The organism is Pseudomonas sp. OTU750018 (genome assembly GCF_011636575.1).
Lineage (GTDB): Bacteria > Pseudomonadota > Gammaproteobacteria > Pseudomonadales > Pseudomonadaceae > Aquipseudomonas > Aquipseudomonas peli.
On record NZ_JAAPAU010000004.1, the window covers coordinates 347,922 to 366,263 of the forward strand.

The 18,342-nt window shown below is 59.2% G+C and carries 20 protein-coding genes, 1 pseudogene and 1 riboswitch; of the genes and pseudogenes, 11 read left to right on the forward strand and 10 right to left on the reverse strand.

Annotated features, from left to right (window positions below; translation table 11 throughout):
* Positions 1–25: 25 nt before the first annotated feature.
* A complete protein-coding gene (locus tag HCI85_RS20315) occupies positions 26–1,192 on the reverse strand; it encodes a 1-acyl-sn-glycerol-3-phosphate acyltransferase (protein ID WP_167147691.1) in 1,167 nt (388 codons plus the stop codon).
* A gap of 128 nt (positions 1,193–1,320) precedes the next feature.
* Between HCI85_RS20315 and HCI85_RS20320 the strand changes: the two genes are divergently transcribed.
* From HCI85_RS20320 to HCI85_RS20330, 3 genes are read left to right on the forward strand one after another with little or no spacing between them, the layout of a single operon-like run.
* A complete protein-coding gene (locus tag HCI85_RS20320; protein ID WP_160088736.1) occupies positions 1,321–1,503 on the forward strand; it encodes a CPXCG motif-containing cysteine-rich protein in 183 nt (60 codons plus the stop codon).
* Entirely contained in the window at positions 1,503–1,763 is a 261-nt protein-coding gene (locus HCI85_RS20325; protein ID WP_167147694.1) for a putative signal transducing protein, read from the forward strand. The genes HCI85_RS20320 and HCI85_RS20325 overlap by 1 nt, the downstream gene beginning before the upstream one ends.
* Positions 1,764–1,822: 59 nt before the next feature.
* Complete coding sequence (locus HCI85_RS20330; RefSeq protein WP_167147697.1) at positions 1,823–2,440, forward strand: SOS response-associated peptidase; 618 nt, start codon at positions 1,823–1,825, stop codon at positions 2,438–2,440.
* Positions 2,441–2,503: 63 nt separating this feature from the next.
* On the opposite strand, the gene HCI85_RS21410 is transcribed toward HCI85_RS20330, so the two are convergent.
* Both HCI85_RS21410 and HCI85_RS21415 read right to left on the reverse strand, forming a co-directional pair.
* The gene (locus HCI85_RS21410) at positions 2,504–3,346 is read right to left on the reverse strand and encodes a methyl-accepting chemotaxis protein (RefSeq protein ID WP_372239961.1); all 843 of its coding nucleotides are present in this window, start codon (positions 3,344–3,346) and stop codon (positions 2,504–2,506) included.
* A 15-nt stretch (positions 3,347–3,361) separates the two neighbouring features.
* Positions 3,362–4,639 (reverse strand): annotated as a pseudogene (locus tag HCI85_RS21415) (HAMP domain-containing protein); the annotation flags it as partial.
* 178 nt (positions 4,640–4,817) lie between these two features.
* Here HCI85_RS21415 and HCI85_RS20340 point away from each other — a divergent pair.
* Entirely contained in the window at positions 4,818–5,630 is an 813-nt protein-coding gene (locus HCI85_RS20340) for a M48 family metallopeptidase (RefSeq protein WP_160088728.1), read from the forward strand.
* 54 nt (positions 5,631–5,684) lie between these two features.
* Here HCI85_RS20340 and HCI85_RS20345 read toward each other — a convergent pair whose 3' ends face one another.
* The 4 genes from HCI85_RS20345 to HCI85_RS20360 form a co-directional block, all read right to left on the reverse strand.
* Positions 5,685–6,128: a ketosteroid isomerase-related protein gene (locus HCI85_RS20345; protein ID WP_167147700.1), complete on the reverse strand. Its 444-nt coding sequence runs from the start codon at positions 6,126–6,128 to the stop codon at positions 5,685–5,687.
* Positions 6,129–6,233: 105 nt separating this feature from the next.
* Positions 6,234–6,818, reverse strand: coding sequence for a TMEM165/GDT1 family protein (locus HCI85_RS20350; RefSeq protein ID WP_090255215.1), 585 nt, complete (start codon positions 6,816–6,818; stop codon positions 6,234–6,236).
* Positions 6,819–6,894: 76 nt separating this feature from the next.
* Positions 6,895–7,026, reverse strand: a riboswitch (yybP-ykoY riboswitch).
* Between the two features lie 36 nt (positions 7,027–7,062).
* Positions 7,063–8,061 (reverse strand): class I SAM-dependent methyltransferase, encoded by a 999-nt coding sequence (locus HCI85_RS20355; protein WP_167147703.1) that lies wholly within the window; start codon positions 8,059–8,061, stop codon positions 7,063–7,065.
* A gap of 28 nt (positions 8,062–8,089) precedes the next feature.
* Positions 8,090–9,055 (reverse strand): 2-hydroxyacid dehydrogenase, encoded by a 966-nt coding sequence (locus tag HCI85_RS20360; protein ID WP_167147706.1) that lies wholly within the window; start codon positions 9,053–9,055, stop codon positions 8,090–8,092.
* Between the two features lie 82 nt (positions 9,056–9,137).
* Between HCI85_RS20360 and HCI85_RS20365 the strand changes: the two genes are divergently transcribed.
* Positions 9,138–9,767 (forward strand): LysE family translocator, encoded by a 630-nt coding sequence (locus HCI85_RS20365; protein WP_167147709.1) that lies wholly within the window; start codon positions 9,138–9,140, stop codon positions 9,765–9,767.
* A gap of 62 nt (positions 9,768–9,829) precedes the next feature.
* On the opposite strand, the gene smpB is transcribed toward HCI85_RS20365, so the two are convergent.
* Complete coding sequence (gene smpB, locus HCI85_RS20370; protein WP_090255207.1) at positions 9,830–10,312, reverse strand: SsrA-binding protein SmpB; 483 nt, start codon at positions 10,310–10,312, stop codon at positions 9,830–9,832.
* A gap of 166 nt (positions 10,313–10,478) precedes the next feature.
* Between smpB and HCI85_RS20375 the strand changes: the two genes are divergently transcribed.
* The 3 genes from HCI85_RS20375 to HCI85_RS20385 are packed head-to-tail and all read left to right on the forward strand — an operon-like array spanning position 10,479 to position 12,664.
* Complete coding sequence (locus HCI85_RS20375) at positions 10,479–11,882, forward strand: sodium-dependent transporter (RefSeq protein ID WP_167147712.1); 1,404 nt, start codon at positions 10,479–10,481, stop codon at positions 11,880–11,882.
* 34 nt (positions 11,883–11,916) lie between these two features.
* Positions 11,917–12,351 (forward strand): type II toxin-antitoxin system RatA family toxin, encoded by a 435-nt coding sequence (locus HCI85_RS20380; RefSeq protein WP_167147715.1) that lies wholly within the window; start codon positions 11,917–11,919, stop codon positions 12,349–12,351.
* Positions 12,344–12,664 (forward strand): RnfH family protein, encoded by a 321-nt coding sequence (locus tag HCI85_RS20385; RefSeq protein ID WP_167147718.1) that lies wholly within the window; start codon positions 12,344–12,346, stop codon positions 12,662–12,664. Before HCI85_RS20380 ends, HCI85_RS20385 begins: the two co-directional genes overlap by 8 nt.
* Positions 12,665–12,739: 75 nt before the next feature.
* Here HCI85_RS20385 and HCI85_RS20390 read toward each other — a convergent pair whose 3' ends face one another.
* The gene (locus HCI85_RS20390; RefSeq protein ID WP_160088712.1) at positions 12,740–13,258 is read right to left on the reverse strand and encodes an outer membrane protein assembly factor BamE; all 519 of its coding nucleotides are present in this window, start codon (positions 13,256–13,258) and stop codon (positions 12,740–12,742) included.
* Between the two features lie 97 nt (positions 13,259–13,355).
* On the opposite strand from HCI85_RS20390, the gene fur reads away from it, so the two are divergent.
* Entirely contained in the window at positions 13,356–13,760 is a 405-nt protein-coding gene (gene fur / locus HCI85_RS20395; RefSeq protein ID WP_090255961.1) for a ferric iron uptake transcriptional regulator, read from the forward strand.
* Positions 13,761–13,820: 60 nt separating this feature from the next.
* On the opposite strand, the gene recN is transcribed toward fur, so the two are convergent.
* On the reverse strand, positions 13,821–15,494 hold the full coding sequence (gene recN / locus HCI85_RS20400) for a DNA repair protein RecN (protein WP_090255962.1): 1,674 nt from the start codon (positions 15,492–15,494) through the stop codon (positions 13,821–13,823).
* Positions 15,495–15,650: 156 nt separating this feature from the next.
* Between recN and grpE the strand changes: the two genes are divergently transcribed.
* Together grpE and dnaK are read left to right on the forward strand one after the other, a co-directional pair.
* A complete protein-coding gene (gene grpE, locus HCI85_RS20405; RefSeq protein ID WP_160088708.1) occupies positions 15,651–16,220 on the forward strand; it encodes a nucleotide exchange factor GrpE in 570 nt (189 codons plus the stop codon).
* 99 nt (positions 16,221–16,319) lie between these two features.
* A complete protein-coding gene (gene dnaK / locus HCI85_RS20410; protein ID WP_090255964.1) occupies positions 16,320–18,236 on the forward strand; it encodes a molecular chaperone DnaK in 1,917 nt (638 codons plus the stop codon).
* Positions 18,237–18,342 lie beyond the last annotated feature (106 nt).

The window sequence follows — 18,342 nt, forward strand, 5'->3', positions numbered from 1 at the left end:
GCCGTTTTTTATTGCTGCGGTTTGCCTAAAGCGGCAGGCCAGCCTTGATCCGGTACTGGTTACGCACCGGGTTGGCGTATTGCAGAGTCAGATAGGGCTGCTGCTCGCTCGGGCAGTTGGCCAGGCGCCGCTGCCATTCACTCTTGGCCGCGCTGAGCTCCTCGGCAGGAAATACGTCTGCGGCGCTGGGTACGGCCAGTTCCGGGTCGCGATCCGCCCACATGGCGTAGGCCAGGTAATGCACAGGAAATAGCCGGTAGCCGGTGAGAATCTGCCTGTCCATTTCTGCAGCCAGCAGTTTGCTGTCTTCAATCCCTTGGCTGACCGGCGCACCGAAGTGCACATGCACGCGACCTTTGTAGCCCGTAATGCCGAGGGCAATGCTCTGGTCATCCTCGCCCGCCGCTTTGGTGTAGCTGCCGCTGCTGGCGCGGATAAACAGCTCGCGAGCCTTGGCTTGGTCGCAGGGGTCGTACTCGTAGCTGATTGACACCGGCGTCAGGCGCAGGGCATTGATCACTTCGGCGAATGGCTCACCCTTGCGGCTCATATGGAACATCTTGAGGATCGCCGAATCGGTACGGTCATCACCATCCTTGGCGCGGCCTTCGGCCTGGGCGATCCAGATCGACTCGCCATCATTGCGGATCGAGTGATTGATGTATGCCGACAGCAATTGGTAAGCCGCCAGCTTCTCGCGCCGTCCGCTGATCGAACGGTGCACGATAAAACTCTTGTTCAGGCGCATCAGGTCGCTGACAAAGGGCTTCTGCAACAGGTTGTCGCCGATGGCAATACGCGGCGTTGGCAGGCCGGCGTGGTACACCGCATAGTTGACGAACGCCGGATCCATGACGATGTCGCGATGGTTAGCCAGAAACAGATAAGCGTTACCGGCTTGCAGGTGTTCGATACCGGAATAGCTCACGCCATCGGTCGCCTGCTCGATAGTGCGATCGACATAGCTCTCGATGCGCGTCTGTAATTGCGCCACTGAACTCACGTCGCGAAACTCAAGACGCAGGCGATAGGCTATAAGTGGTTTAAGCAGCCAGCCTAGCGAAGATGCCAGGCGCGGGAAGCGGAACTGAGTGAGGATGCCGAGAAACGCATCGTCGGCCAGCAGGCGCGCCAACACGGCAGGGACTTCGGCGTCGGCGTAAGGTCGGATGGCATCGAATTCGCCCATCATGCTCTCTTGTTGTGGGTGGCTGTGGAGATGCTCACTGCGCTGAACGTCGGGCGTGATACGGGATAACACGCGACTGCAGGGCCAGCTATAGACCGGCGATTATAACGCCAAGTCACAAGGAGGCAGCGATGCTGGAAAGTCAGGACTACCAATGTCCTTATTGCGGTGAGCAGGCTGAGGCGTTGCTCGACCTGTCGGCAGGCGATCAGGAGTACATCGAAGACTGTCCGGTGTGCTGCCGGCCGATTGTGTTTTCGCTGCAGACGGATGGCGAGGACTGGAGCCTGGACGTGCGCGGGGAGAATGATTGATGCAGCGAATCTACGAGCCGCAAGACCTGATGGAGGGCGAGCTGCTGCTGGGCATGCTGGCCAGTGAAGGGATCGAGGCCTACCTCACTGGGCAGCACTTGGCCGGCGCTGTGGGTGAGTTGCCGGCCTGTGGTCTGCTTGGTGTGATGGTGGAGGATGACCAAGCGCACCGCGCGCATCAGCTGATCGCCGCGTACAATGCCGCCCTGCCTCTGCCCGGCGACGAGCCAGATAACTTACAAGGTACGTTGCTCTGCTGATTGCGGTCTGCAGCGCTTCTGCCCTGCGGCCTTTCCTTCAAGTGTTATCGAGTTTCCCCATGTGTGGACGTTATGCGCTGTTCCGTTGGACGCCTGCATTTGCGGCGATTCCCGGTTTTCCTGCTGATCAGTTACCGCACTGGAGTATTTCGCCGCATAGTCAGGTGTTGCTACTGCGCAATGTCGAGGGCGAGCGCCAGTTGACGCGTGCACGCTGGGGGCTGACCCCACCCTGGCTGACGGATCTGACCAAGACCCCCGCCCAGGCGCGAGCGGAAACCCTGGCGGAACAGCCGATGTTTCGTGAGGCGTTTCGTCTGCGCCGCGGCCTACTTCCTGCCAACGGTTTTTATGAGTGGCGCGGTACTGCGCGCAAGCGCCCGTACTGGCTTACGGGTGATGCCACGCCGCTGTATTTCGCCGCCTTATGGGAGGCTTATCCGGTGGAGGGGTGTGTCTACTTGAGCGCCGCAGTGGTGACTCAGGCGGCTGTTAGCCAGCGGCGCCCGCTGATTCTCGATGACGCGGGTCAGGCGGCCTGGTTAGCTGCCGACACACCGGCTGTTGAGTTGCAGGCTTTATTGGCGAGCCCGCAACCGGCTCTGCGTGAGCGGGTGCTGGCCAATCTGATCAATGATCCCAAGCTGGATGCGCCTGAGTGCCTGACGCCGGCCTAGATTATTAACAAGGTGCAAAAAAGGGCGGATTGCATAGCAGTCCGCCCTTTTGCTTACGCGTAGTCAAACCTTGAACTGATTGATCAAGCGACGTTGCTGTTCGGCCAGTTGGGTCAATTCGGCGCTGGCCTGGCTGGCTTCATCAGCGCCACCGGCCACTTCATTGGCCACTTGGCCAATGTTGGTGACGTTACGGTTGATGTCTTCGGCCACCGCACTTTGCTCCTCGGCGGCGCTGGCTATCTGCGTGTTCATGTCATTGATCACCGAGACCGCCTGAGTGATGGACTCCAGTGCCTCAGCGGCCTGGCTTGCCTGCTGCACGCTGACCTCGGTCTTGCTCTGGCTGTCTTCCATGACCGTGACGACATCGCGAGTGCCTTGTTGCAGTTGCTGGATCATGGTCTGGATTTCTTCGGTGGCCTTTTGGGTTTTCTGCGCCAGATTGCGCACCTCGTCGGCTACCACGGCAAAGCCGCGACCCTGTTCGCCGGCACGGGCGGCCTCGATGGCAGCATTGAGTGCCAGCAGGTTGGTTTGCTCGGCAATCCCGCGAATGGCGACCAGGATGGCGGTTATGTTCTCGCTGTCCTTGGCCAGCGTTTGTACCACGGTGACCGCGCGACCAATTTCTTGTGCCAGGGCGGCAATTGCCTCGGCGGTGTGTTGCACTGTCTGTTTGCCTTGATTGGCGGCGCGGTCTGCATGGTTGGCGGCTTCGGCGGCATGGGTGGCGTTGCGTGCCACGTCCTGCGCGGTCGCGGTCATTTCATGTACGGCGGTAGCGACCAGCTCGATCTCCGCTAGCTGTTTCTGCACGCCCGTGTTGGTGCGGATGGCGATGTCGGCGGTGTGTTCGGAAGAGTCGCTGACTTTCTGCACCGAACTGACCACCTGGGTAATCATGCTTTGTAGCTTACCGAGGAAGGTGTTGAAGCCCCTGGCGATATCGCCCAGTTCGTCGCTACGGTTCACGTCCAGGCGACGGGTCAAATCGCCATCGCCCTGGGCAATGTCGTCGAGCATGACCACCATCTGTCGCAGTGGGCGGGCGATGCCATAGCCGACGAACCAGATCACCAGCATGCCAAGGCCTGCAACCAGTAAGCCCACTAATGCCATGCCCAATGTATCTGCTTCGGCCTGCTCAGTGAGGCCGGCCTGCAGCTCATTCAGGTCCGCAAACACGGCACTGGTTGGCAGAACGATGGCCAGGGTCCAGCGTGTTGAGGTGCCAGCCACTTGGAACGGCAGTAGCAGTTGGAGTAGTTGACGCTCTTCGTCGAGTTTGTTGATCGGCTGCTCATTGCTGCTCTGCTTGAGCTGGCTCAGCAGCTCGGCATCAATCGCCTTGCTTGCCGGCTGGCCTATCAATGTGGCGTCTTGGGTTGCGGCGATCAGGGTGCCGTTGGACGCAATCAAGGCCAGTTCCCCGGCGCCGTCATACAACCCGGCCTTGGCGGTAGTGAGCAGCTCCTGAATAAAGTCCAGGGCCAGGTCGTTGCCAGCTACGCCGCGGAATTGACCATTGACCATGATCGGCGCGTTGAAGGCGGCAACCAGCACCTGCTTGCCGCCAAAATCGTAGGAGGCGGGGTCAATTACGCAGGGTTTTCCCGTTTCCTTGGGGCACAGGTAATACTCGCCTGTGCGTACCCCGGTGGGTTGAATTTCTTCACTTTCCATTTGCTCAACGGTCAGTGCGTCGAGCTTGATTTGGTTACCTTCTCGGTACCACCAGGGCATGAAACGGCCGGTGTTGTCGTACCCATTCTCTTTTTGGTCAACATACAGGTCGTCGTCCTGGTCGAACGCGTTCGGTTCCCAGCCGATATAGAGGTCGATGAGTTCTGGGTTGACCTTCAGGTACTCACTGACCAGTTTGCTCAGTTCCTCGCGAGTCAGGCTGATACCGGGGCTGCCATCGGCACTGGCCATTTGGCTGTTGAGGGTGGCCAGGGATTTGGCAACGGTCATGGGGCGTTCGAATTGGCGCTGCAGTTGGCCAACCTGGGCTTGAGCCAGAGCGTTCAGGCGCTGATCAATCACTGTTTCGAGCAGCGCCTGGGTGCGCTCTTGCACCTGGGTCTGGGTACGCCCCCCGGCGAACAGGGCGTAGAGTACCAATGCGACGATAACAGCCAGGATGCTGGCCCCCGCCATAAGCGCAACGGAAGACTGGATCGATTTGAATCGCATAGGGACTCCTCAACTACGGGTTACACCTGTCCCTGGTATATCGGCTGTGTAGCTTCAAAGCATTAGCTCGATTCTGTGATTTAGCAACGTGTGCGGCGGCCTATTCTGCAGCGCCTGCGGGTTGTGTTGCCCAGGTGCACGGCCTAGCATACGGTCCCTGTCGTGAAGGAGAACTGACATGAATACCCCATTTCGTCTGGCCGCTTTGGCGCTCTGCAGCCTGCTGACGGCCTGCCAGGCCGTAAACACCACCAGCGGCGGCGCTGTCGGTGTCGAGCGCAAGCAGTACATGTTCAGCATGCTCTCGACCCAAGAAGTCAATCAGATGTATGCGCAGTCCTATCAGCAGACCCTCGGCGAGGCCTCCAGCAAGGGTGTGTTGGATAAAACCAGTAACAATGCCAAGCGCTTGCGCACCATTGCCGACCGTTTGATCAAGCATGCCCCGTTGTTCCGTCCGGATGCGGCGCAGTGGCAGTGGGAGGTTAATCTGATCAAAAGCCCTGAGCTGAACGCCAACTGCGGCCCGGGCGGGAAGATCATTTTCTACAGCGGGATCATCGAAAAGCTCAAACTCACTGACGATGAAATCGCCGCGATCATGGGGCACGAAATGGCCCACGCACTGCGTGAGCACAGCCGTGAGTCCATGTCCAAAGCCTATGGTGTTGAGCTGGCCAAGCAGGGTGCCGGTGCCTTGCTGGGGCTGGGTTCCGACAGTTTGGCGCTGGCCGATGCCGCCGTGCAGTACGGCATGATGCTGCCAAACAGCCGTGGCAATGAAAACGAGGCGGATCTGATTGGCCTGGAGCTCGCAGCCCGGGGTGGCTACAACCCCAATGCTGCGGTCAGCCTGTGGCAGAAGATGGCCGCAGCCAGTGAAGGTGCGCCACCTGAGTTCATGAGCACGCACCCGTCATCCAATAGCCGTATCGCGTCTCTGCAGGCAGCTATTCCCAAGGTGATGCCGCTGTATGAGCAGGCACGCTAATCCGCGTTAAGCAAAAAGCCCCCAAATGGGGGCTTTTTATTGGGTGTTTGTTGATCAGGGCAAGGCTTTGGCCGCAAAGGGTTGGGTGGCCAGGCCCAATTGTGAGCGGAAGCTCTCCATGTCAAACATGGTGCAGATTTCCTGAATTTCATTAGTGGAGGTAATGGTCCAGAAGGCCATGGCTGAGATGCTCAGCACCTTGTCACTGGGCGGGTAGCCGAGTGCGGGTTTCTGGATGGTGCCGATCAAGGTGCTCCAGGTGACCACTTTGTTGCCTTCGGCGATGCACTCCTCGACCACCACCTGCAGGTCCGGCATGGCATGGCGGATGTCCTGCACCATCTGGGCAAAGGCAGAGCTGGTCAGCGGTCTGCCAATAAACGAACTCTTATAGAGAAAGTCTTTGCTGTGCAGTTGTTCTGCAAGCGCCGTGCGGCCTTTGTTCCAGGACAGGTCGATATGGTGGCGGACCAGTTTTTTCCGATCATCCAGTGACATGGGCGTCTCCCTGACGGCTGTGTGGGCAGAATGTTGCGCACTGTAGCAGCCGCCTGGAAGCCGAGGTATTGGCCGAAACGCCAGTCTCCTGGCGTCAACTGGCTGTCAGACAAACCCGCTGAATTTCAGTGCCTGGTACACCGCATACACCGCCAACGCCGCAAATGCACAGGCGGCCACACGGCGGATCAGTGTCAGTGGCAGGCGTTCCGCCGCGAAGTTGCCGGCCAGTACCACTGGCACGTTGGCAATCAGCATACCGAGGGTTGTGCCAATGACCACCAGAACAAAGTACGGGTACTGCGCGGCCAGCATCACCGTAGCGACCTGGGTTTTGTCGCCCATTTCCGCGAGGAAGAAGGCAATCAGGGTGGTCAGGAAAGGTCCGTAGCGCTTGAATTTGGAGCTTTCGTCGTCATCCAGTTTGTCTGGGATCAGTGTCCACAGGGCCACAGCTACAAAGCTGGCAGCAAGAATCCAGCTCAAGGTGGCGGGGGAGAAGAAGCTGGCAACCCAGTTGCCGATGGCGCCGGCCGCAAAATGATTAGCCAGTGTGGCGACCACGATGCCCCAAATGATGGGCCACGGTTTGCGAAAGCGCGCAGCCAGCAGTAAGGCGAGCAACTGCGTTTTGTCGCCGATTTCGGCCAAGGCCACGATAAAGGTGGGGACAAACAGGGATTCGAGCATCAGGCTTTCCTAAAGGGGCGGGTCAACATGGCTATGACACGTACAGCCTTCCCGCCCCGGGTAAGGTGTGCGTGTCATAGGTCTTGTCAAACCGCAGGCTCCACTGGGTGGGCCTTGGGTCGCACGCGCCATGCTCTGCTGAGCAAGTATGTTGACGCGTGCCGGGCGAGCTGGCGCTCGCGGGAGACTACTCCCCTAGGACGCGCGCATTCTGCCCGCGCTTCCGTGATAGGGCAAGCCCCGTTTAGCTGTTGCTGGCGCGGTAGATGCGAAAGCCTTTGGCGTCGGCCAGGGTCTGGCAGGGGCCGAGGTGCTGTTCGATCAGCGGTGGGTATTTAAGAAAGCTGTTAGCCACCAGGCGCAATTCGCCTTTGCTGGCCAGGTGCTGGCGGGCTTGGCGCAGCAGGTGTTCGGTGGCCTGGTAGTGAGTGTGCACGCCTTGGTGAAAGGGCGGGTTACTGAGGATCGCACTCAGGCCCGTGGGTGCCGCATCAATGCCGTCGCCATTGATCACGTCAGCCAACAGGCCATTGGCTGCAAGGGTCAGACGGCTGCTTTCGACGGCAAAAGCGTCCACGTCCAGCAGGGTGATCTGGCTGTCTGGGTAGCGGCGTTTCAGCGCCGCGCCGAGTACGCCGGCTCCACAGCCGAAATCCAGAATATGCCCGCTGGGCAAGCTGTCGAGGTGTTCGAGCAGTAGCGCGCTGCCTACGTCCAGGCGACCATAGCTGAATACGCCCGGCAGGCTAAGAACCTGGAGCGGTCCGTCGGTCAGGGTCAGTTCGTAGCGTTGTGCCAGGCTGTGCAGATCCGGCGCGGCGGGTGCGTACTCAACCCGTACTTGCCAGAGCTGGCAGTGGCGCGCGCTGTCGAGCTTGCGTGCTTGGCCGAAGTTCGCCAGCTGCTTGGCGGCGCGCTCAATGCCGGCACGTTTTTCACCGACCAGAAACAGTTCGCGGCCATTCAGGCGCGCCGCCAGGGCATTGAGTAGGTATTCGGTCAGCTCGCGGGACTTCGGCAGAAACAGCACGGCTGCCTGGAAGTCGCGTTCTCCAGGTTGAGTGCCAAAGTGACAGCGAGTGCTGAAGCGGGCGTCCAGCAGTGTGTGCTCGCCGGCATGCCAGCTCCAGCCGTGGGCTTCAGGGAGTTGGCCAAGCAGATCATCTGCTGGTAAACCGGCAAGCAGCAGCGGGCCGTTGAATAGATCAGCCTGGCGTAGCAGTACTTCGCTTCGCGGGTCCATAAGCGCTCCTCGAAAAAAGTCGCGTAGCTTAGCTGACAACGCGCATAGGCGTGCCGTTGAAGAAGGCCAGAGCATTTTCACTCAGTTGGCCGACGATGCGTTGCCGCGCTTCGCGGCTGCCCCAAGCGCTGTGTGGGGTGATGATCAACCTTGGAATGTCGGCGGCGAGTAAGGGATTGCCGTCTTTAGGCGGCTCCTGGGTCAGTACATCGGTTGCCGCCCCGCCCAGGTGCCCGGCGCGCAGTGCGTCAGCCAGGGCTTGCTCATTGATCAGGCCGCCGCGGGCAGTATTGATCAGAAAAGCGGTGGGCTTCATCAGGCTGAGTTCGCGCGCGTCGATCAGGTTCAGGGTGTCGCTGTTCAGTGGGCAGTGCAGGGTCAGCGCATCGACCTGGGGCAGCAACTCATCCAGTGATAGTCGGTCTTCACGCACAGGACGGCCAGGCAGCTGGCCGAGCAGCACGCGCATGCCAAAGGCTTCGACCAGTTTGGCCACTGCGCCGCCTAGTTCGCCATGGCCAAGTAGGCCTAGGGTTTTGCCGTGCAGTTCGACGATCGGGTAATCGAGCAGGCAGAACTGCTGGGCCTGTTGCCAGTGGCCGGCGCGCACGTCGCGTTGGTAATCGGGCAGGCGGGTGGCCAGCGCCAGTAGCAACATCAGGGTGTGTTGCGCCACCGAGGGTGTGCCGTAACCCTGGCAGTTACTCACGCTGACGCCATGGGCGCGGGCGGCGGCCAGGTCAATCGGGTTGGTGCCGGTGGCGGCAACCAGGACCAGCTTCAGTTCCGGGCAGGCGGCGAACACCTCGGCATTCAGCGGTACCTTGTTGCTGATCGCCACCTGCGCGCCCTGCAGGCGTTCGATGGTTTGCGCCTGGGTACTGTGCGCATACAACTGAAGGTCGGCAAAGCAGCTGCTCAGGCTGGACAGGTCGAGGTCGCCCAGGTCAAGGGAACTGTGGTCGAGAAAAGCGGCGCGGTGACTGTTACTCATCAGCTGTATCTATCCTGCGGGTTTGAGCGGGGAGTAAGGTGGCGAGCCTAACAGAATCATTTCGACGTCGCGGAGCCGCCCTATGTACTGGACCGAGTTTTTAGCTGTGGCCCTGATCCACTTGCTGGCTGTGGCCAGTCCGGGCCCGGATTTCGCGATTGTGGTGCGCGAGAGTGTGGCGCACGGGCGGCGTGCCGGCATTTTCAGTGCGATTGGTGTGGGCTGTGGGATTTTTATCCATGTGGCCTATTCGCTGCTGGGCATCGGCTTGATCGTGTCGCAGTCGATTGTGCTGTTTAACGCCCTGAAGTGGCTGGCTGCGGCTTATTTGCTGTACATCGGCATCAGAGCGCTGCGGGCCAAGCCAGCAAACCCGAGCGATGCCGAGTTGAGCCTGGATGAAGGTGAGCGCTCGCCGCGTGCAGCCTTTGTGGCGGGCTTTGTAACCAATGGCCTGAACCCCAAGGCCACGCTGTTCTTCCTCTCGCTGTTTACCGTGGTGATTAACCCTCATACGCCGCTGCCGGTACAGGCGGGCTACGGCGTTTATCTGGCGGTGGCCACGGCGCTGTGGTTCTGCATGGTCGCGCAGCTGTTCAGCCACCAGCGCGTGCGTGCCGGTTTTGCGCGGATGGGCCACTGGTTTGATCGGCTGATGGGGGCGGTGCTGGTGGGCTTGGGCGTTAAGCTGGCGTTTAGCGAGTTGCGCTAAGTCGAACGCAGTAACAAAAAACGCCCCGCATTGCGGGGCGTTTTCATTAGTGCAGAGTCGATTTACTCGTCTTTGCCTTTGCTGCGCATCGCGCGCTGCACTTCGCGGTCGGCGTCGCGCTCTTTCTCGGTGTGGCGCTTGTCGAAGTCCTTCTTGCCTTTGGCCAGGGCAATTTCGCACTTGATCAGGTGCGCCTTCCAATAAATCGACATGGCCACGCAAGCGTAGCCTTTCTGCTGGACGGCGCCGAACAGCTTGTCCAACTCGCGTTTATTCAGCAGCAGCTTGCGGGTGCGCGTCGGGTCAGCGATCACATGGGTGCTCGCTGCCGTCAGTGGGGTGATGTGGCAGCCCATCAGCCAGGCTTCGTCGTTTTTCAGCAACACATAGCTGTCGACCAACTGAGCTTTGCCGGCGCGCAGACTTTTCACTTCCCAGCCAGCCAGGACCAAGCCTGCCTCGAACCTGGATTCGACGAAGTAGTCGTGCATCGCCTTCTTGTTTTGCGCGATGGTGCCTTGCGGGTGTTTCTTTTGTTTAGCCATAGGGCGCGCATTATAGGGAGTCACTGGCGCGGGCGCTATGTGTACGGCAGGGCAAAATCGGCTCTGCTTGGCGGCTGGGCACTGCGCGGTGTCGGCTGTGCTTGAGCCGCCCTGGCGAATCCCCGACAATGCGCGATCTTTTTTCAATAGAGCAGGCTAGCCGAGCATGGCGAACGATAAGGTTTCGATACACGGCGCCTGGGCCAGCCGTTGGGTGTTTATTCTGGCTGCGACGGGCTCGGCTGTTGGCTTGGGCAATATCTGGAAGTTCCCCTATATGACCGGCATGTACGGCGGCGGGGCTTTCGTGATGATGTACCTGGTGTGCATCTTTATGGTCGGCTTACCGATCATGCTCGCTGAAACCCTGATTGGTCGGCGCGGCCGGCAGAGCCCGGTGAATACCCTCAAGACCCTGGCCATTGAGTCGGGTGCTTCGCCTAAATGGTCCTGGGCAGCGCTGATGGGCATGATCGCGGCGTTGCTGATTCTGTCGTTTTATAGTGTGGTCGCCGGTTGGTCGCTGGATTACATCCTCAGCATGGGTGGCGGGCAGTTTACCGGCGTGAGTGCCGAGGGTGCTGGCGCCGCGTTTGGTGCGCTGACGGCCGACCCTTGGCGGCTGACCTTGTGGCATACGCTGTTTATGCTGCTGACCGGCTTTGTCATCGCCCGTGGCGTGGTGGCTGGTCTTGAGCGCAGCCTGCGCATCATGATGCCGCTGCTGTTCGTGCTGCTAATAGTGCTGCTGGGTTACAGCATGACCACCGGGCACTTTATGCAGGGCTTTCACTTTCTCTTCGATTTCCAGCCGGACCGCGTGCTCGATGGTGTGCTGGCCGCCATGGGCCATGCCTTCTTTACCCTGAGCGTCGGCGTGGGCGCGATCATGGTTTACGGCTCGTATATGCCTAAGAACGCCTCGATTGGCGGCACCATTCTCACCGTCGGTATTCTCGACACCCTGGTAGCTCTCACTGCTGGTATGGCGCTTTTTCCCATCGTCTTCGCCGGTGGTCTGGAGCCTGGCGCAGGGCCAGGGCTGATGTTTGTCACCCTGCCAGTGGCGTTCGGCAATATCGCTTTTGGCCAGGTGATGGGAACGCTGTTCTTTATCCTGGTGCTGATCGCTGCATGGACCTCGTCGATCTCCATGCTGGAGCCGGCGGTGGCCTATCTGGTCGAGCGCACCAAGCGCAGCCGGGTGCTGGTGACCAGTGTGTTGGCGTTCCTCTGCTGGGTAGTCGGTATGGGTACGGTGCTGTCCTTTAACTTGGGGGCTGAAGCGAAGTTCTTTGTTTTTGGCGAGGATGGTTTCCACCTATTCCAATGGGGCGCCGAAGGTGGGCGGAATTTCTTCGACACCATCGATTACCTGACCAGCCGTATTCTGTTGCCGCTCGGTGGCCTGGCATTCGCCCTATTCGCCGGCTGGGTGCTAAAGCGTGAAGCCGTGCGCGAAGAGCTGGCGATGAAAAGCCCACTGCTGTTCAACGTGGTGTACTGGTTGATTCGTGTGGTCGCGCCAATTGGCGTGCTGATCGTGTTTATCGCAGAGCTGAGCAAATGATCGCCTGCATCCTGTTTAGCCAAGTGGTTGGGTTATGAGCACTCATATTCAGCGTTCGGCGCTGTTGCCTTATCCCGCGCGGGCGCTGTTTGATCTGGTCAATGATGTGGCCAGTTACCCCCAGTTTTTGCCCTGGTGTTCGGCCAGTGAAGTGCTTGAGGTCAGCGAGACGCATATGCGCGCCAGCCTTGCGGTGGCTAAAGGCGGCTTGAGCCAGCGCTTTGTCACGGCCAACACCCTGGTGCCGGGCGAGCTGATCAAGCTGACTCTGGTCGAGGGGCCGTTCACCCAGTTATATGGCCATTGGGAGTTCAAGGCACTGGGCGAAAAGGCCTGCAAGATCAGCCTGGATCTGACCTTCGACTACGCCGGGCCACTGGTGCGCGCGACCCTCGGGCCGCTGTTCAATCAGGCCACCAATACTCTGGTCGATGCTTTCTGCCAAAGGGCCAAGCAACTTTATGGATAAGCCAAATATCGTGGTCGAAGTGGCCTATGCCCTGGCCGACAAGCAGAAGCTGCTGCGCTTAAGCCTGCCCTATGGCACCACGGTGCGTCAGGCAGCGGTGCAGTCCGGGATGCAGGCGCATTTTCCCGATCTGGATCTGCACAACAGCCCGCTGGGGATTTTTGGCAAGGCAGTGAGCAAGCCCGATGAGCGCGTGCTGGAAGAGGGTGAGCGGGTGGAGATCTACCGGCCGCTGATTGCCGATCCGAAAGAAGTGCGCAAGCAGCGTGCGGCCAAAGCGGCGCAAGCCAAGGCCGAGGATGCCGGACAGTAAGTGCTGAAAGCGTGATTTGCAGAGATGCAGGTATAAAAAAGCCCGGACATGTCCGGGCTTTTTTATCAGCAAATATTACTGCGGTGTGCTTTCCAGAGGCTCTGGAGTCGGTACCGGCACGACTTTCACGTCGTCCACTTCGCGCTGAATCTGCTCCAGTAGCGAGCCCGGAGCGGGCTTATCTTCAACCTGCGGCTGCTGAGTGGCTTGCGGAGTGGTAACGCCGCTGTCTTCACCCAGGATGGCCTGGTCGCGGCTGACGCCCGGCATAAAGTCGCCAGACAAGCCAACCAGTTGGTCGTCGGCATTGAAGTTAACGCTTACACGCTCCTGCAGGCGCTTACCGCCACCCGGCTGGATGCTGTACAGGTAATCCCAACGATTGGCGTGGAAGGTGTCAGTCAGCAGAGGGTTGCCCATGATAAACCGCACTTGCTTGCGGGTCATTCCCGGGCGCAACTGGTCTATCATGTCCTGCGTGACGACATTGCCCTGTTGAATGTCGATTTTATAAACCCCGGGGAATGAACAACCGGCGAGTGCGAGTAGCCCCGTAAGGGTGAGGCTGGTCAGCAGGAGTTTGGTTTTTTGCATCGGTGGGCGACTTCCACTATCTTGGCTGGGCAATATAACCCCGGATCATACCCGCAATAAAGGAAGCTGCGAAGCCGCTTCCGTGAGAAAGCAGACCATGGTTGAAAATAGCGAACTACGTAAGGCTGGCCTGAAAGTGACCCTGCCACGGGTCAAGATACTGCAAATGCTCGACTCTGCCGGTCAGCGTCACATGAGTGCTGAAGATGTCTACAAGGCACTGATGGAGGCGGGTGACGACGTAGGTTTGGCGACTGTGTACCGCGTACTGACCCAGTTTGAAGCAGCAGGTCTGGTGGTTCGTCATAACTTCGATGGCGGTCATGCGGTCTTCGAATTGGCGGACAGCGGCCATCACGACCATATGGTCTGTGTCGATTCCGGTGAAGTGATCGAGTTCTTCGATGCCGAGATTGAAAAGCGTCAGAAAGAAATCGTCAAAGAACACGGCTTTGAGCTGGTTGATCACAACCTTGTGCTGTATGTGCGCAAAAAGAGCTGATTGATCGGCATATGAAAAAGGCGACCTTGGGGTCGCCTTTTTTCTTGCTGTGTTTTGGGGTCAGGCTTGAGCGCTGCTGACCATCTTTCTGGCGTGGGCCAATGACTCCTCTGTCAGGTCGACGCCGCCGAGCATGCGTGCGATTTCCTCGACACGCTGCGCGCTGTCTAGCTTGCTGACAGCGGTACGGGTGGCGTCACTGTCGCGCACTTTGTGCACAAATAAGTGCTGGTGACCTTGTGCGGCTACTTGCGGCAAGTGGGTAACAGTCAGCACCTGGCCGCGCTCGCCGAGCCGGCGCAACAGTTGCCCGACCACTTCTGCGGTGGGGCCGCCGATGCCGACGTCAACTTCATCGAATACCAACGTCGGTACCCGCGAGGTTTGCGCGGTGATCACCTGAATCGCCAGGCTGATACGCGACAGCTCGCCGCCCGAGGCAACTTTGGCCAGGGCTTTCAGCGGTTGGCCAGGGTTGGCGCTGACGAGAAACTCCAGCTGCTCCAGGCCATTCGGGTGTGGCTCGCTGCTGCTGTTGGCGCTTAGCTTGATGTTGAAACGCCCGCCCGGCATGCCGAGGTTCTGCATTTCCTGTTCAACTGCTCTGGCCAACTGGTCGGCGGCGCTATTACGCAAAGTGCTCAGCTCGGCAGCCTTTTCCTGATAATGCCGCTCGAAGGCGGCCAGTTCGTCGCTCAGGCGCTCGGCAGCCTGGTCGTCGGCATTCAGGCTTTCCAGCTCTTCAAACAGCTGTTGCTGCATGGCGCCCAACTCGGTTGGTTGGATGCGGTGCTTGCGCGCCAGGGTGTAGATCGCGTCCAGGCGTTCTTCCATTTGCTGCAGGCGCTCGGGGTCGGCGTCGAAGTGGTCGAGAAAGCGGTTCAGCTCGCCGACGGCTTCTTCTACCTGGATTTGCGCGCTGGCCAGCAGGTTGGTGGCTTCGCTCAATGCGCCGGGCTGACCCTGGAAGGCGCTGAGGCGATTGAGGCTGCTGGTCAGGGCGGACAGCACGTTGCCAGCGTCATTCTCGCTGCATTGCTCGATCACCAGGCGGCATGCGCTGAGCAGGCTTTCGGCGTTGGTCAGGTTTTTATGTTCCTGCTCCAGTTGTTCTAGCTCGTCCTCACCCAAGGCTAGGTTATCCAGTTCTTCGAGCTGATAACTGAGCAATTGGTGGCGTGCGCGTTGCTCGTCGCCGATGTTGGCGATGCGTTCCAGCTCATTGCGCGTCTGTTTCCAGCGCTGTGCAGCGAGCTGCACCTGGCGCGCCAGTTCCTGGCTGCCAGCATATTCATCAAGCAGGCGGCGGTGGGTGTCAGGTTTGAGCAGAGACTGATGTTCGTGTTGGCTGTGAATGTCGATCAGCAGTTCGCCTAGAGCCTTGAGGTCGCCTTGCGGGCAGGGTGATCCGTTGATATAGCCGCGCGAGCGGCCTTCGGCGGTGATCACTCGGCGCAGGATGCACGGGCCGTCGTTGTCCAGGTCACGCTCGGCCAACCAGGCGCGGGCTTCGGGGATGTCGTGCAGGTCGAAGCTGGCGAGGATGTCCGCCTTGTCCGCACCGGGACGGACCACGCCGCTGTCGGCACGATCACCCAGGGTCAGGCCTAGGGCATCGAGCATGATCGACTTGCCCGCGCCGGTTTCACCGCTGATCACGCTCATGCCGGCGTCCAGCTCTAGATCAAGGTGTTCAACGATGGCGTAGTTGTGTACGGACAGGTGCACCAGCATGGCGAGGGCCTCCCAAGTTCATGTCTGGTTATTTATACAGTGTTTTTTTGTGGGCTGACAATCCGTCTGTTGTCCTTGAAACCACATTTTTTGACCCCATATAGCAGCCAGGTACGTGAGTTAAGGCTCGCGTCGGATTTATAAGAGGAGAGACGCATGGCTGACGAACAGACCCTGGATACGCAGAATCCCGATGTACAAACAGCTGCAGAAGCGGCTGCGGGCGATGACCTGGTTGCCCGCGTGCAAGCGCTGGAAGAGCAACTGGCTACTGCGCAGGATCAGTCGCTGCGCATGGCTGCCGATCTGCAGAATGTGCGCCGCCGCGCCGAGCAGGATGTAGAGAAGGCGCACAAATTCGCTCTGGAGAAATTCGCCAACGACCTGTTGCCGGTGGTGGATAGCCTGGAGCGCGGTCTTGAGCTGTCGAATCCTGATGATGAGGCGATCAAGGCTGTACGTGAGGGCATGGAGCTGACACTCAAGCTGTTCGGCGACACCCTCAAGCGTCACCAGTTGGAAGCCATTGATCCGCATGGTGCACCGTTCAACGCCGAACACCATCAGGCGATGGCGATGCAGGAAAGCACCAGCGTCGAGCCAAATAGCGTGCTCAAGGTGTTCCAGAAGGGCTACATGCTCAATGGTCGTCTGCTGCGCCCCGCCATGGTGGTGGTCAGCAAGGCACCGGTAGAAGCGCCGCCATCGATCGATGAGCAGGCTTGAAATTCGCCGAGCTGCCCCCATTAAACAGTCAAGCGTTTTAGTGCTACCGCCGCTGACAACGATCAGCGGCGGGATTATCAAAGTTTCGGGAGAGTGAAAATGGGCAAAATTATTGGTATCGACCTTGGGACCACCAACTCGTGCGTCTCGGTTCTGGAAAACGGTGTCGCTAAAGTTATCGAAAACGCTGAAGGCGCGCGTACTACGCCGTCGATCATCGCGTATGCCAACGACGGTGAAATCCTCGTCGGCCAGTCGGCCAAGCGTCAGGCCGTGACCAATCCGCATAACACCCTGTATGCGGTAAAGCGTCTGATCGGTCGTCGTTTTGAAGAAGACGTCGTGCAGAAAGACATCCAAATGGTGCCGTACAAGATCGCCAAGGCGGACAACGGTGACGCCTGGGTTGAAGTGAACGGCCAGAAGATGGCGCCGCCGCAAATCTCGGCTGAAATCCTGAAGAAAATGAAGAAAACCGCCGAAGACTACCTCGGCGAGCCAGTGACCGAAGCGGTGATCACCGTGCCGGCCTACTTCAACGACAGTCAGCGTCAGGCCACCAAAGACGCCGGCCGTATTGCTGGTCTGGATGTAAAACGCATCATCAACGAGCCTACCGCGGCTGCTCTGGCGTACGGTATGGACAAGGCCAAGGGCGATCACACCGTGATCGTCTATGACCTGGGTGGCGGTACCTTCGACGTATCCGTGATCGAAATTGCTGAGGTTGACGGCGAGCACCAGTTCGAAGTGTTGGCCACCAACGGCGACACCTTCCTCGGTGGTGAAGACTTCGATATTCGTCTGATCGACTACCTCGTTGACGAATTCAAGAAAGAAAGCGGCATGAACCTTAAGGGTGACCCGCTGGCCATGCAGCGCCTGAAAGAAGCTGCTGAGAAAGCCAAGATCGAACTGTCCTCGAGCCAGTCGACCGACGTGAACCTGCCGTACATCACTGCAGACGCCACCGGTCCTAAGCACCTGAACGTGAAGATATCCCGCGCCAAGCTGGAATCGCTGGTTGAAGACCTGGTGCAGCGCACCATCGAACCGTGCCGTATTGCGCTGAAAGACGCTGGTATCGACATCGGTGCGATCAACGACGTGATTCTGGTCGGCGGTCAGACCCGTATGCCGCTGGTGCAGAAGCTGGTTACTGATTTCTTTGGTAAAGAAGCGCGTAAAGACGTTAACCCGGACGAAGCCGTGGCCATGGGTGCTGCTATCCAGGGCGCGGTACTGTCGGGAGACGTCAAAGACGTGCTGCTGCTCGACGTCAGCCCGCTGACCCTGGGTATCGAAACCATGGGCGGCGTGATGACTGCGCTGATCGAGAAAAACACCACGATTCCGACCAAGAAATCGCAAGTGTTCTCGACTGCTGACGACAACCAAGGTGCCGTGACCATTCACGTGCTGCAGGGCGAGCGCAAGCAAGCCAGCGGTAACAAGTCGCTGGGCAAATTCGACCTGGCCGAGATTCCACCGGCTCCGCGTGGCGTACCGCAGATCGAAGTAACCTTCGATATCGATGCCAACGGCATCCTGCACGTCGGCGCGAAAGACAAGGCCACCGGCAAGACTCAGTCGATCGTGATCAAGGCCAATTCCGGTCTGTCTGAAGAAGAAATTCAGCAGATGGTTCGTGATGCCGAAGTCAACGCCGAGGAAGATCGCAAGTTCGAAGAGCTGGCGACCGCACGTAACCAGGGCGATCAGCTGGTGCACGCCACCCGCAAGATGATCACCGAGGCCGGCGACAAAGCTACTGCCGACGAGAAGACTGCTATCGAAACCGCATTGAGCGCATTGGAAGTGGCTATCAAGGGTGACGACAAAGCTGAAATAGACGCCAAGATGACCGCGCTGTCCGAAGTGACCGCACCGCTTGCGCAGAAGATGTACGCCGAGCAGCCGCAGCCAGGTGCACAAGCCCCGGGTGCTGAGCAAGCCAAGGACGCAGGCGACGACGTGGTCGACGCTGAGTTCGAAGAGGTCAAAGACAACAAATAAATAGGCGCAAGCTTATGCCGCTCTGGCCGAGCGTGACGCGAGTCGCGTTCGGCATGATCCGCCGCGCGGGAGCTTGCTCCCGCGTTGGCGTGTCTGGAGTAGACGA